The sequence below is a fragment of the Methanococcoides sp. AM1 genome (genome assembly GCF_900774055.1).
Lineage (GTDB): Archaea > Halobacteriota > Methanosarcinia > Methanosarcinales > Methanosarcinaceae > Methanococcoides.
On record NZ_CAAGSW010000002.1, the window covers coordinates 173,997 to 186,878 of the forward strand.

The window sequence follows — 12,882 nt, forward strand, 5'->3', positions numbered from 1 at the left end:
GAGTATCAAAAAATGGGATCCATTCTAACAGAATATCTTGATTCATTCATAAGGGGGCGTGATGACAAGCAGCTTATCACCATTCCTCTCGTAGTTCTGGCACTCTCACTATTAGTGTCATTGATAGTATTTTCAAGCACGGGTGCACCTGTAAAGCTCGGACTTGAATTTGAGGGTGGTACCATGATAGCGTTCGAGACGCAGGAATCCGCAGATGTTCTTGAGCAGGCATATTCTGATTATTCATTGGATGATGCCCGTAAGGCAGGAGATCGTGTTATCCTTCAGTTCGGTCCCATGGACAGTGAGGACCAGAAAGAACTCGAAAAGGATATAACTTCAAAGTATTCGAACGTCGAGATCAAGCAGATAGGCGCACTATATGGTAAAGAGCTTCAATCACAGGCATTGAAGGCAATTGGACTTTCATTCCTCGGAATGGCAATAGTTGTGTTCCTCATTTTCAGGACCGCTGTTCCGTCTATTGCAGTAGTGCTATCAGCAGTCTCTGATATTGCTATCGCTGTCGGTTTCATGAACCTGATCGGAATTGAACTTTCCCTGGGGACCGTGGCAGCTTTGTTGATGCTTATTGGTTATTCAGTTGACAGTGACATACTGCTGACAACACGTGTGCTGAAGAGAAGAGGTACCGTTAATGAGAACATCGGGCGTGCAATGCATACAGGTCTCACTATGACCACCACAACACTTGCAGCTCTTGTGGTGATGTACATCGTATCCACATTCTCATACCTTGTTACATCGTCAGCTTCCCAGGTCAACCTGCTTTCCGATATATCCATTGTACTGATATTCGGCTTGGTGGCTGATATCATGAACACCTGGTTGCTTAACACCGGTATACTGAGGTGGCATGTGAACCGCAGCAACCCAAGGAGGCGAAGAGCATGAGGGAAGAGGAAGTGAACAAAGGCCTGAAAAGCGATCTTCGGGTATGGTTACTGGTAGCAGCAGTTTTGCTCTCAGTCGTTATGATCCATCCATGGTACTCCTCTGATGAGGGTGCTACCACCGATCTCAATTACGGACTTGACCTTGAAGGCGGTTCATGGCTACAGATCAGACTCCAGGGTGCTGTAGCCCAGTTAGATGCTGATATTTCACAGACAGTGCCTGCAATTATTGAACCTGTTATCGGATCATCCATTGATGTTAAAAGCGTTACAGGGGATACGGGAAGTGGTTATTCTTCCGTTGGTACTACTGTTGTCTTTACAACTGATGCACATGTTTCAGATCTCCAGATGGACCTTGCGGGCATCGGTGAATCCGATGTTAGCTATTCGGGGAACACTTCAGAGATCATTCTTTATACTAACAAACAGACGCTTATCACCCAGTATCTTTCCAATTCACTTGATGCTGAGGTAATTCCTCTCTCACTTGGTGATTCTGTTGAGTACGAGATCCGTAAAGAGGTCTCACAGGATGATCTTCAGGTCCTGATGGATGCAGTAGGCGGTTCCATTGTGACGGAAGCAGATGGCACCCCGATATACCGTGAAGGTGTCAGGACCGAGACCCGTGATCTGACCCGTGATATTCTCAGTGACAAGCTGAACTCACTTGGTCTTAAGGACATACCTGTGCGTACCGTGGGTGAGGACTATATTCTTATTGACTTTGCAGGGACCGATCTTACAACAGCAAAAGATATCGTTGAAAAACCTGGTAAGTTCGAGATCCGTGTGCAGACACAGAATAATGAGACTGCCCATGTGCTATATGGTGATGCGATCGAGAAGGTTGGTGTTGTGACCTTCCACGACGGGCAATGGCATACTCCTTTCACTCTTAATGAAGCCGGTGCCCTGGCTTTGCAGAAGGTCGCCATTGAGACCGGTGCAACTAACGATCCAAACTCACACTGGCTCTACATGTATCTTGATGACAATGAGATCTATGGTGCCCCTTTAAGTTATTCGGCAGCTACAAGGCTTACAGAGTTCCCGATCTTTTCATGGGAAGCTTCAAGCGGTCCTGATGAGGATAGCAAGTTACAGGCAGAACAGCTTCAGATACACCTGCGTGCAGGTGCATTGCCTGTGAACGTGGTTCTTATGGGATCTGGACAGGTAGACGCAGCTTTGGGTGCACAGTTCAAGAAACAGGCTCTATTTGCAGGGCTTTTTGCACTTCTTGCAGTGGCTTTGGTCGTATTCAGAAGATACGGCAATAAAAAGATCCTGCTTCCAATGGTAGGGACATCCATTTGTGAGCTTATCATGATCCTTGGAGTTGCAGCAACGATCAACTGGCAGCTTGACCTGGCGGCGATCGCGGGTATAATTGCTGCGATAGGTACCGGTATCGATCACCTTGTGATCATTACTGATGAGGTGTTGTACGAAGGCAAACTGCCTTCTACAAAAGTATATCTTGAAAGGATCACAAAAGCATTCGGTATAATCTTTGCAGCAGCTGCGACAACTACCATTGCAATGTCCCCACTGGTCGTTATGGGATTCGGTGCCCTCAAGGGATTCGCCATTACTACCATTATCGGTGTGCTCATTGGTGTGCTCATTGCAAGACCGGTATATGGTAAGGTCATAAAGGTAGTTCTTGATGAAGCAGAGTGATCTGTTCCTTAAGAGGTGTTAATGATGAAGGATATGTGGACTGTGAAATACCGACCAGAGATGCTTAAGAATGTCCTGGGCAATGAGAATTCCCTCAACGCCCTTGGTCAGCTTGTTCATTCAGGTAATCTGCCCCACCTGGTGTTCCACGGTCCGGTGAACTCCGGTAAATCCTCTACTGCCTTTGCCCTGGCACGTGAACTATACGGCGATAGCTACGAGAACAATTTCACATATTTCAATGCATCCGATTTCTTTGATCAGGGAAAGCGCTATCTTGTTCGTGATAAGCGTTTTACCCACATTATAGGGACGGATGATCCTAAGAAGATCTACTCAAGTGTAATTTCCATTTTCAAGACCGTGATCAATGAATTTGCTGGAATGGGTTCCATTGATGCGGATTTCAAGATCATTTTCATCGATAATGTTGAGTCACTGGATACTAGTGCACAGCATGCCCTGCGTCGTATAATGGAAAAGTATACTCGCACCTGCAGGTTCATCCTATCCACTACCCAGCCTTCCAAACTAATCTCCCCCCTGCGTTCAAGGGGACTGGAACTATTCTTCACTTATGTTCCTGATGAGCAGTTAAGGCCATATATTGTCTCAATTGCAGATCAAGAGGACCTTTCTATTTCCGAAGATGGTCTTGATGCCCTTATGTACTATGCCGGAGGCAATGTCTCAAGGGCTTTACTGACACTTCAGTTTGCTAATATGAGCAAACCGGGTGCAGAGATCACAGGTGACCTGCTATACGAGGAATCCCTCTGTGAGGTATCTGACAACGTGACAGAACTTCATGCCGCAGCTATCGATCACGAGTTCCTGAAAGCAAGGAAGCTTATCGACACTCTTCTCATCGAGGAAGGTTTTACCGGTGATGAGGTCTTGCAGCAGTTACATTCGGTAGTACTGAAATCGGATCGTACCGAAGGTGAGATCGCAAAAGCGGTTTGCAGGATAGCAGATGCAGATGCAATGATCATCGATAGTGCAAATGCAAGGATCCATCTGGAATTACTTGTTACGGAACTCTATTGATCTCGGGTATTTACCATGACATCTGAAGCTGATGAGAATTTCAGGGCCGCATGCCGAAAGTTGCTGGATATGGTACTTGAGGGTAAGATATCTGGCAATCTACAGCTCAATGAGGCAAAAAAAGCTGTCAGCAAGGAGTTCAGGCTTTCTACGCTGCCAAAGAACCCGGACCTGATTATGGTGGGGACTGAAGAGGAGCAAAAAAAGGTGCGTGATACTCTTCGCCGCAAACCGGTCCGTACGATCTCAGGTGTTGCGGTGATCGCTGCCATGACCTCACCATGTGCCTGTCCTCACGGTGTTTGTGTTCCATGCCCGGGAGGTCCGAATTCTACTTTCAATTCTCCGCAGAGCTATATGGGAAGAGAACCGGCTACAATGCGGGCCATGCAGCATGAGTATGATCCCTATCGGATAGTCTCAGGTCGGCTGTCCCAGCTAAAACAGATCGGGCATGATGTTGATAAAGCAGAGCTTATTGTCATGGGTGGAACCTTTTCAGCCCGGGCTATCGATTACCAGGAATGGTTCACAAAGCGTTGTCTTGAGGCGATGAACGATTTTTCCGGAACTGGGTGGCGTGATGACGTGCAGCTTATCGGAAAGACCCAGCCTTATGTCACGGTGGAAGATGTGCAGAATGCCAATGAGACCGCAGCTATAAGGAATACGGGAATTACTTTTGAGACACGTCCGGACTGGACGGATGTGGGGCACGTGGACCGTATGCTGGCACTGGGTGCCACAAAGGTAGAGATCGGTGTACAGAGCGTATATGATTTTGTGCTTGAGAGGATGAGGCGGGGGCATACGGTACAGGCTACTGTGGATTCCAACCGCATTCTCAGGGACAGTGCGCTTAAAGTCGGTTTCCATATGATGCCGCATCTTCCCGGGATGGATTCTGCAAGGGACCTTCGGGGTTTTAAGAAGATTTTTACGGACAGCAGGTTCATGCCTGATTACCTGAAGATCTATCCCACTCTTGTCACAGAGGGCACACAGCTTCATGAGATGTGGCTAAAGGGTGAGTATGAAGCATTGGACGATGAGGCTGCCACGGAGCTCCTCGCAGACATCAAGTCCATACTTCCCAAATGGGTGAGGATGCAGCGCATACAGAGGGATATTCCTTCCCCGCAGATCATTGCAGGGGTTAGAAAGAGCAATATCCGCCAGCTTGCAAAAGAGAGGCTGGAATCAAGAGGTGGCAGGTGCAGGTGTATCCGATGCAGGGAGGTCGGTCACAATGTCCTCAAGGGCAATGAACCGGATCCGGAAAGTATAGAGCTCACAGTAGAGAGCTATGATTCCTGTGGCGGGAAGGAACATTTCATTTCATTTGAAGATATGACGAACGATATCCTGATAGGGTTCCTGAGGTTGCGCTTCCCTAACTCTCCTCACAGGGATGAGTTACAGGATGCTGCCCTTGTGAGGGAGTTGCATGTCTATGGTTCCATGGTGCCTGTGGGCAGGGATGCAAGCAGGACCGACTGGCAGCATCGTGGATATGGTGCGGAACTACTGGGGAATGCGGAGAAAATGGCTTCAGATGCGGGTTATTCAAAGATTTCCATCATCAGCGGGATCGGTGTAAGGGAATACTATCGCAAATTCGGATACTATCGTGATGGTGTCTATATGTCGAAGGAAATTTGATCTTTATCTTGCAGATCGATGGGAATGTTTAAAACTGTTGTATTTCTGCATTTCTTCAATACATTTATAATGTGGTTGGATGTATTTCCTATGAAACCATCATTATGATGTTCGATCGAGACTTTTATAAAAATTACTCGGGGAGGTCAAAATGACCATTGATGATTCCAATGAAGAGATTGTGAAACTTTTGAAGGAGATCAGCGGTAAGCTGGACCGTATCCTTATGCAAGGTCCATCTGTGAAAGAGTCGGATGACGGTATCTTCGATGTACTGGATGTAATGACTCTGCTCACACTGCCTGATCATCTGCGTGCGACAGCAACAGCGCTATTCGAGCTGGGGTCAGCAACTGCTGAAGACCTCGCAGAGAAAACCCATAAGGAACGTGCTGTAGAGAGTAATTACCTGAATCAGCTTGTGAGGATGGGGCATGTTGTAAAGAATCGTTCAGGCAGAAAAGTTTACTTTAGTATAGGGGAAGGTCTGGGCAAGTAATTCCTCTTGTGCTTTCCAGAGGCTTATATTATCTACATGTAATATGTATCAATTTTTAAGAATACTCAATAACAGTTTCGTACTAATACAAATCAAGTACATTTGATTTCAACGCAAATCTTCTATGAAATACTATTATATAGAAGTTTATCGTCCTATCTCATAAGAATATTATCTGCTCACAGGGGATATAAATGGGAATAAGTATTGCAGTACACTCCTCAAAAGGTGGTTCGGGCAAAACCTCCTTTTCGATCAATCTTGCATTTGCTTATGCATCTGCCGGGAAGAGCGTATGCCTTCTCGATGCCGACCTTAAGGCTCCGAGTCTTTTTAATTACATGTTCCCTGATTCTGATTGCTGGCTGAACGATGTCCTTGAGGGCAAACGCGACATCATGGATGCGATCGTTGAGGTCGCTGATGGCAGAGTGGCCCCCGGCAAGTTATATGTGGGATATTGCAGCCCAGACATTGATGCAGTTCGTGATATGTTGGGCAAGGACCGCAAATGGCAATCAAAAGCTCTACAATATATAATGGCTGCAAAGAATAAATTATTCTCTTCCGGCATAGATGTGCTCATTATCGATACCGGTCCGGGTGTGGATTTCACATCGGTCAATGCAATAGCTGCAGCTGATTATGTTCTAATGGTGACCAAACCTGACAAATCTCACCAGAAATACATGGAGCAGATAATCGAAGGTATCTATCTTCCGCTCGGTAAGGATTACGGGGTCATTATGAATAAGTGCCATGATAATATGCCGATCCCAATATCCGGTTTGACAGATCATGATGTTCCTGTTCTGGTCTCAATACCCTGTCTTTGTGATGTTGCCACCAGGACTGATTCAGAAATCCTGACAGTTGCTGATCCTGAACATCCTTTCTCAAAAGCTGTTTTCACAGTGATCATGGCTGTCGAAGATTGCCTTTCCAATAAGTGAATTACTTATTATTGTCTTCTTCAAGCATGTCCTTCACGTCATTAACATAGCTGAGGACATCATCATTTTTTGCCTCTTCCACTTTATCCTGAAATGTTTCCGATTCCATGAGTGTGTTCTGGAGTGCCACTATCAGTAAAAATGTGATCGCAGCTGCTGCAAATGCAAGAGTTGTCCTTTCAATGGGGTAGATGGTTATGACTGATGCAAACATCTGAGGTGGTAGGTCAAAGAGTATTGCTGCACTTATGCTGCCCGCAAGATGATCTGCCAGGATTGCCATAAGTGCTGCAAGAAGCAGGAAAGTAAATTTGAATATGTTTGCATCCCTGTTCTTAAACTTGTAATAAAAAATGAGAAATGAGGCAAGTATAACAACATGGAACCATGGATAGTAGTATATGGTCCTTCCTGTTGGTGTGATGTACCAGAGCAGTATAAGAACTCCAAAAACTGCCATTGCAACTTTTTCTTTTCTTGTGATACAAAGGCCTGCCACTACAGAGGACATTGCTACAAAGAAAGGGGTAAGCAGATGGAATGTGTCCGGCGTTCCTTCTCCTCTTACTAACGTATGTCCCATAACAGCGGTAAAAGATACGATCATTCCCCAGAACGGACCAAGTATCATCCCGTTCAATGCACCGAAAGATACTACCGAACTTATCCTTGCTCCCTCTATGCCGATGAGGTTCTCAAAATCGGGAAACCAGCTTGCAAAGTATGTTATTATAATGGCTGAAAGAACATATAATGCTGTAAGTTTCCTTTTTTTTATGAGCTGGTTGTATATGTCAATGATCACAATATTCTATTGTTTCCATTATTATATAACCCTTTTATGAAACATCTGTCTTTTTTTGCATTTGACTCAAGCGTTCTCATCAGAAATGATATATATAGTCATGGCAATTTAGCGGATTGATAACTATGATGTTTATTGGAGAAGCACTAATTGGCGAGGCGCCAGAACTCGCACACGTCGATCTTATGATCGGGGACAAGGAGGGACCTGTTGGACAGGCATTCGCAACAGGCATGACCCAGCTTTCAGCAGGGCACACTCCTCTTCTTTCCGTCATCCGCCCGAACTTACCCACAAAGCCATCTACACTGATCGTCCCAAAAGTGACAGTGAAGAACATGGACCAGGCCTCACAGATATTCGGTCCTGCCCAGGCAGCTGTTGCTAAGGCGATCGCTGATGCGGTGGAAGAAGGAATTGTCCCGAAAGACCAGGTTGAAGACCTTGTGATCATCGCAAGCGTATTCATCCACCCACAGGCTGTTGACTACAACCGTATCTTCAGGTACAACTACGGTGCTACAAAACTTGCTCTTAAGCGCGCACTGGAAAATTTCCCATCCATCGACACTGTGCTCGAAGAGAAGGACAAGTCCTCACACGCAATTATGGGATTCAAGATATCAAGGCTCTGGGATGCCCCATACCTGCAGGTTGCACTTGACAACCCGAACATCGATGCTATCCTCAATGTGGTCAAGCAGCTTCCAAAGAGCGACCACCTTATCCTGGAAGCAGGTACACCTCTTATCAAACGCTATGGTGTGGACGTTATTAGCAAGCTGCGTGAGATCAAACCTGACGCATTCATCGTTGCTGACCTTAAGACTCTTGATACAGGTAACCTTGAGGCACGTATGGTAGCAGATGCAACCGCAGACGCTATTGTCGTTTCTGCACTTGCACCTATTGCAACACTTAACAAGGCTATCGCAGAGGCTCACAAGACCGGTATCTCCGCTGTCATGGACACACTGAACCAGCCAGATCCTGTAGCTATCCTTGAACAGCTGGACGAGCTTCCTGATGTTGTCGAGCTTCACCGTGCAATTGACATCGAAGAGACCGCTCATGCATGGGGCAGTATCGAAGGTATCAAGGCAGTTGCCGAAAAGCGCAACAAGAAGATCCTTGTGGCAGTTGCAGGCGGTGTACGTGTTGACACTATCTCCGCTGCACTCGGTGCAGGAGCTGACATCCTCGTTGTTGGAAGGGCTATTACCAACTCCAAGGACATCAAGCAGGCAGCTGACCAGTTCATTGAAGGTCTGAACAAGCCTGAGATCGACCAGTTCAGAGTAATGACCGATTTCTAAGCGTGCGTTTCATCGCACGTTCCCTTTTTTATGGTGGGGTATGAATGAAACCATTGATCGTATTGAATCTGAAGACCTATCTTGAAGGTACCGGAGAAGGTGCTGTCAGGATCGCTGAGGCCTGCAGGGCCGTAGGTGAAGCAAGTGGCATTGAGATCGCAGTAGCACCTCAGCTTTGTGATGTTTACAGGGTTGCATCCCAGGTGGATGTGCCGGTGTACTCTCAGCATATTGATGGTGTCGGTGCCGGAAGTTTCACAGGCCATGTTTTTGCAAGATGTGTCAAAGACGCCGGTGCAGTTGGTACACTTATCAATCACTCCGAGCGCCGCCTGAACCTTGCGGACATCGAGGCATCCATTACTGCTGCAAAGGAAGAAGGTCTTCACACAATAGTGTGTACCAATAACATCGCTACAACCGCAGCTGCTGCTGCACTGGGGCCTGATTTTGTTGCAGTGGAGCCACCTGAACTTATCGGCTCAGGCATTCCTGTTTCAAAAGCAGATCCTGAGGTGGTAAGGGGTTCAGTTACTGCCGTTGAGCGCATCGATCCCGATGTGAAAGTGCTCTGCGGTGCAGGTATCTCAAAAGGAGAGGACCTTAAGGCCGCAATGGAGCTTGGTTCTGTTGGAGTGCTCCTTGCATCCGGTATTGTTAAGGCCAAAGATCCAAAGGCAGCGCTTGAGGATCTGGTAAGCCTGATCTGATGCTTTAAATGAAGTTATACTAAAAAGAAGTAAGTGATGCCTTTTGGCATCCTTTTTTTAAATTTTTTATCCTTCAAGGAAATACCATCCGATCAGTAACAGCAATGAGGAGAATCCTACTTTTATTCCCATGGTAAGTTCCATATGGAGGTTGCGTGCAACCATGTTGGATATTCCGATAGGTGGTGGTGATAACAGGAGTGCTGCCAGGAACAATGAGATGCCTGATATGTAGTTGTTTACCACAATAATAAGGTAGAGCCCCGAAATACCCAGGTATATTCCAAAAATGGAGATTATCAAAAGTCCCATTTTGTAGAATCGAAGATATTTTTCGACACCTCCGGGAAGCATATTGGCAGTTTGCAAATTTTCAGTCTTTTTCAAAAGATCACCGCGATCAGTGTTTAAACGGAATACTAAATTTGTTTTCATTGCATAAATATCAGATGGAATCCTGACCCCTTATTCCGCAACCAAGCCCAACAAACAGTTTTTCGATGTCTTCCTGTACCTCTGCAACAGGCAGATCTCCGAGTATGGTAATGCGGTATGTAACACTAAGCCTGTCATCGGATATGCCTGTGTACGTGTCAATTATGCTTACAGAGACTATCCTTTCATCGCATTCGACCACTTTCTCGATGGTCAGTGGATCTGCTCCGGCAGGGATCAGGGCTGATATATCCCTGATGGGATGTGCGAGGTTATCGATCTTCCATTTTTTTAGTTCTGCATCGTTAAGCAACCTGATATTCTCTGTTCTCAGGGACACGGTCCTGTCTCCCTTTGAAAGCGTTACTGTTCGGGGTGTTACCTTTTCGATGATGCCAACATGAGTAACGCCGGAATAGTTATGCAGAAGTCCTCTTTCTCTTCCGACGGATGCTATCATTTCCTCGAACTCGGCTATCTTTGCATTGATCAGCTTATCGGACCTGTGAAGGGCGGATGCCGTATCCTTGAAATGGGCAGCTGCTTCTGTCATCTTTTTACAGAAGGCTTCTGTGTCCTCTTCCCGGACGATGTTCGAGAGTACATTGCATTCGTTGATGAATGCCTCATGAACTTTGAGCACCTGATCGTTCTTCATCTGGATATGGGCGTAAAGGTATGGGTTCTGTCCTAATATCCTGCCCACGAAGTCGACCATTATCTCATACACCGGGCTCATGAAACGGCGTGACTTGCTCACATCGAAATCAAGGCTTTTGAACGTCGCCCCGATGGTGATGTATGCAAAATGTGTAAGTCCCTGAACCACAGAGACGAACTGATCGTGCTCCTGTGGGTCGATTATCTCAATATGTGCACCGCTTTGTTCAAAGAGGTCGTGCATGATCGGGAACCATTTGTCACAACGTCCTTTTGTGGGGCTCATTATGACTATCTGGCCCTGTAATGTGGGGATAGAAGGGCCGAACATTGGGTGTGTTCCCAGGATCTCCACACCTTCGGGAGCGTATTCTCTCATGGTGTTGACGGGCTCTGCCTTGATGGATGTCAGGTCCATTATCAGGCTTCCTGATTTCATTTTCGGAGCGGTCTCCTTGATCACCCTTGCAGTGATGTCTATGGGTACGGTAATGACCACGACATCGGCTTCCCTGATCTCTCTGTCAAGGTCGGTGGCAAATTCCACTCCCATCTGGTCAGCGATCTCGGTCTTGCCGCTGCTTCCCCATACGATCACCTCATAACCGTGACTGAGGAAGAACTTCGTGAACCACTGCCCCATCCCTCCGGTACCGCCGATTATGAGCATTTTCATAATTTCAGGGCCTCCATCACAGTCTTTTTCATAACGTTCACAGGAGGCTTCACGCCGGTCCATATACGGAATGCTTCTGCACCCTGGTAGACCAGCATCATGATGCCCGTGACCGGTCTTGCTCCGGCAGCTTCGGCTTCCCTGAGCAATCTTGTCCTCAATGGATTGTAAACGACATCAAAAACGGTGAGATCGGAATGCATCTGGTCAGCGGTGACGATGGTGTCTCCTATGCAGGGGTCCATTCCAACTGTTGTTGTGTTGATGAGTATATCTGTGTCTTCCATGCACCTGTCCAGTACATCCAGCCCGAAGCCGTTGACCTTGCCGACCTCTGCTGCGAGGTTCATGGCCCTTTCGGGGGTCCTGTTGGCAATGTTAACCTTTGCACCGGCTTCTGTGAACGTGAAGGCTATTGCCCTGGCAGCGCCTCCTGCACCGAGTATCAGTACGTTCTTGTCCTGAATATCGACCCCGGCATCTTCGAGAGTCTTCTGTGCGCCGATACCGTCCGTGTTGTAACCTTTGATACCGTCCTTAAAATCGATGGTATTGACAGCTCCTATCCTTGCAGCAAGGTCGTCGGTCTCAATAAGTCCGATAGCAGTCTCTTTTAGCGGGACCGTTAGGTTCAATCCTCCAAATCCCATGGCCTTTGCGCCTTTTAAAGCCTCGCCAAGGTCCTGCTGCTTTACCCTGAATGCATGGAATGTACAATCCATTCCAAGTGCTTCGAAGGCTGCATTGTGCATGATGGGTGAGAGTGAATGGGCGATCGGATCTCCCATGACTCCGAATACCTGTTTCATTGAAGCATCTCCAGTGCTATTTTTAGTTCCTGTACTTTCAACTGTCCGGGTGCTACAGCGCTTGATACGCTGGCATAGGTAAGTTTTGAACCATAGCAGGGTCCTACGATCCGGGTGTGCTTTCCAAGCTGGCCCATTGCGATGGTGCAGACATTATTCTCACTTAATGTAATCTCGAGCAGGTTTAGAACATCCTGCATGCTGTTCGGCATCACTGCGAGTTTTGCGATATCGGCTCCTGCCTTTCTTGAACGCTCAAGGATATCCCTGATGGTGGCCTTGTCAGGCGTATTCTCAAAATCATGGGATGATATGATGACCGCTTTGCCCGCTTCATTAGTCTTTTTTACAAGCCTGTCACGAAGTTTTGGGTTTGCACTGAGCTCTACATCAATTGCGTCTGTGAAGGGAATTATCTCTTCAAGCAAAGTTATCCTGTCATCTTCTGAGCCTTCCCACTTTCCTCCTTCAGATTGTAACCTATTGGTTGCAATACATGGAAGTCCTGTGTCAGATCTAACTTTTTTGAGGATATCTTCTGCATCTTCAGGGGCGTTTATCCCGAGCAGGTCAAACCTGATCTCAAGGACGTCAGCACCCTGATCTGCAGCTGCCTTTGCCTGCATCAGAGGGTCCTCGTTGATAGCTGCAACAAGGGCTGCTTTCTTATCCAGATCGAAATTACCTATGCTAACCATGTC

13 protein-coding genes are annotated in these 12,882 nt (G+C 46.8%); 8 read left to right on the top strand and 5 right to left on the bottom strand.

The genetic code is table 11. The annotated features are described in order from the left end of the window. Positions 1 to 12: 12 nt before the first annotated feature. The 6 genes from E7X57_RS03575 (at position 13) to E7X57_RS03600 (ending at position 6,770) form a co-directional block, all read left to right on the top strand. Entirely contained in the window at positions 13 to 915 is a 903-nt protein-coding gene (locus E7X57_RS03575; protein WP_135610639.1) for a protein translocase subunit SecF, read from the top strand. Continuing rightward, on the top strand, positions 912 to 2,606 hold the full coding sequence (locus E7X57_RS03580; RefSeq protein WP_135610641.1) for a preprotein translocase subunit SecD: 1,695 nt from the start codon (positions 912 to 914) through the stop codon (positions 2,604 to 2,606). Before E7X57_RS03575 ends, E7X57_RS03580 begins: the two co-directional genes overlap by 4 nt. Positions 2,607 to 2,630: 24 nt before the next feature. Further along, on the top strand, positions 2,631 to 3,656 hold the full coding sequence (locus tag E7X57_RS03585) for an AAA family ATPase (RefSeq protein WP_135610643.1): 1,026 nt from the start codon (positions 2,631 to 2,633) through the stop codon (positions 3,654 to 3,656). A 15-nt stretch (positions 3,657 to 3,671) separates the two neighbouring features. After that, entirely contained in the window at positions 3,672 to 5,318 is a 1,647-nt protein-coding gene (locus E7X57_RS03590) for a tRNA uridine(34) 5-carboxymethylaminomethyl modification radical SAM/GNAT enzyme Elp3 (RefSeq protein WP_135610644.1), read from the top strand. 151 nt (positions 5,319 to 5,469) lie between these two features. Further along, the gene (locus E7X57_RS03595) at positions 5,470 to 5,817 is read left to right on the top strand and encodes a transcriptional regulator (RefSeq protein WP_135610647.1); all 348 of its coding nucleotides are present in this window, start codon (positions 5,470 to 5,472) and stop codon (positions 5,815 to 5,817) included. A 194-nt stretch (positions 5,818 to 6,011) separates the two neighbouring features. Beyond that, complete coding sequence (locus E7X57_RS03600) at positions 6,012 to 6,770, top strand: AAA family ATPase (RefSeq protein ID WP_135610649.1); 759 nt, start codon at positions 6,012 to 6,014, stop codon at positions 6,768 to 6,770. A gap of 1 nt (position 6,771) precedes the next feature. On the opposite strand, the gene E7X57_RS03605 is transcribed toward E7X57_RS03600, so the two are convergent. After that, a complete protein-coding gene (locus tag E7X57_RS03605; RefSeq protein WP_135610651.1) occupies positions 6,772 to 7,575 on the bottom strand; it encodes a hypothetical protein in 804 nt (267 codons plus the stop codon). A gap of 125 nt (positions 7,576 to 7,700) precedes the next feature. Here E7X57_RS03605 and E7X57_RS03610 point away from each other — a divergent pair, with 125 nt between their 5' ends. Further along, positions 7,701 to 8,891, top strand: coding sequence for a bifunctional 5,6,7,8-tetrahydromethanopterin hydro-lyase/3-hexulose-6-phosphate synthase (locus E7X57_RS03610; protein WP_135610653.1), 1,191 nt, complete (start codon positions 7,701 to 7,703; stop codon positions 8,889 to 8,891). Between the two features lie 44 nt (positions 8,892 to 8,935). Beyond that, positions 8,936 to 9,601: a triose-phosphate isomerase gene (gene tpiA / locus E7X57_RS03615; protein WP_135610655.1), complete on the top strand. Its 666-nt coding sequence runs from the start codon at positions 8,936 to 8,938 to the stop codon at positions 9,599 to 9,601. A gap of 66 nt (positions 9,602 to 9,667) precedes the next feature. On the opposite strand, the gene E7X57_RS03620 is transcribed toward tpiA, so the two are convergent. The 4 genes from E7X57_RS03620 to aroD are packed head-to-tail and all read right to left on the bottom strand — an operon-like array spanning position 9,668 to position 12,879. Beyond that, positions 9,668 to 9,988 carry a hypothetical protein gene (locus tag E7X57_RS03620; protein ID WP_244603581.1) on the bottom strand — a complete coding sequence of 107 codons (321 nt, stop codon included), beginning with the start codon at positions 9,986 to 9,988 and terminating at the stop codon, positions 9,668 to 9,670. Between the two features lie 58 nt (positions 9,989 to 10,046). Continuing rightward, positions 10,047 to 11,372, bottom strand: a complete 1,326-nt coding sequence (locus E7X57_RS03625; RefSeq protein ID WP_135610657.1) for a prephenate dehydrogenase — start codon at positions 11,370 to 11,372, stop codon at positions 10,047 to 10,049. Next, complete coding sequence (locus tag E7X57_RS03630; RefSeq protein ID WP_135610660.1) at positions 11,369 to 12,181, bottom strand: shikimate dehydrogenase; 813 nt, start codon at positions 12,179 to 12,181, stop codon at positions 11,369 to 11,371. Before E7X57_RS03630 ends, E7X57_RS03625 begins: the two co-directional genes overlap by 4 nt. Further along, a complete protein-coding gene (gene aroD / locus E7X57_RS03635) occupies positions 12,178 to 12,879 on the bottom strand; it encodes a type I 3-dehydroquinate dehydratase (RefSeq protein WP_135610663.1) in 702 nt (233 codons plus the stop codon). Before aroD ends, E7X57_RS03630 begins: the two co-directional genes overlap by 4 nt. Positions 12,880 to 12,882 lie beyond the last annotated feature (3 nt).

Excerpts from the sequence above, each read along its gene's own strand:
- E7X57_RS03575 (WP_135610639.1), top strand. The coding sequence starts at position 13 with ATGGGATCCATTCTAACAGAATATCTTGATTCATTCATAAGGGGGCGT.
- E7X57_RS03580 (WP_135610641.1), top strand. The coding sequence starts at position 912 with ATGAGGGAAGAGGAAGTGAACAAAGGCCTGAAAAGCGATCTTCGGGTA.
- E7X57_RS03585 (WP_135610643.1), top strand. The coding sequence starts at position 2,631 with ATGAAGGATATGTGGACTGTGAAATACCGACCAGAGATGCTTAAGAAT.
- E7X57_RS03590 (WP_135610644.1), top strand. The coding sequence starts at position 3,672 with ATGACATCTGAAGCTGATGAGAATTTCAGGGCCGCATGCCGAAAGTTG.
- E7X57_RS03595 (WP_135610647.1), top strand. The coding sequence starts at position 5,470 with ATGACCATTGATGATTCCAATGAAGAGATTGTGAAACTTTTGAAGGAG.
- E7X57_RS03600 (WP_135610649.1), top strand. The coding sequence starts at position 6,012 with ATGGGAATAAGTATTGCAGTACACTCCTCAAAAGGTGGTTCGGGCAAA.
- E7X57_RS03610 (WP_135610653.1), top strand. The coding sequence starts at position 7,701 with ATGATGTTTATTGGAGAAGCACTAATTGGCGAGGCGCCAGAACTCGCA.
- tpiA (WP_135610655.1), top strand. The coding sequence starts at position 8,936 with ATGAAACCATTGATCGTATTGAATCTGAAGACCTATCTTGAAGGTACC.
- E7X57_RS03625 (WP_135610657.1), bottom strand. The coding sequence starts at position 11,372 with ATGAAAATGCTCATAATCGGCGGTACCGGAGGGATGGGGCAGTGGTTC.
- E7X57_RS03630 (WP_135610660.1), bottom strand. The coding sequence starts at position 12,181 with ATGAAACAGGTATTCGGAGTCATGGGAGATCCGATCGCCCATTCACTC.
- aroD (WP_135610663.1), bottom strand. The coding sequence starts at position 12,879 with ATGGTTAGCATAGGTAATTTCGATCTGGATAAGAAAGCAGCCCTTGTT.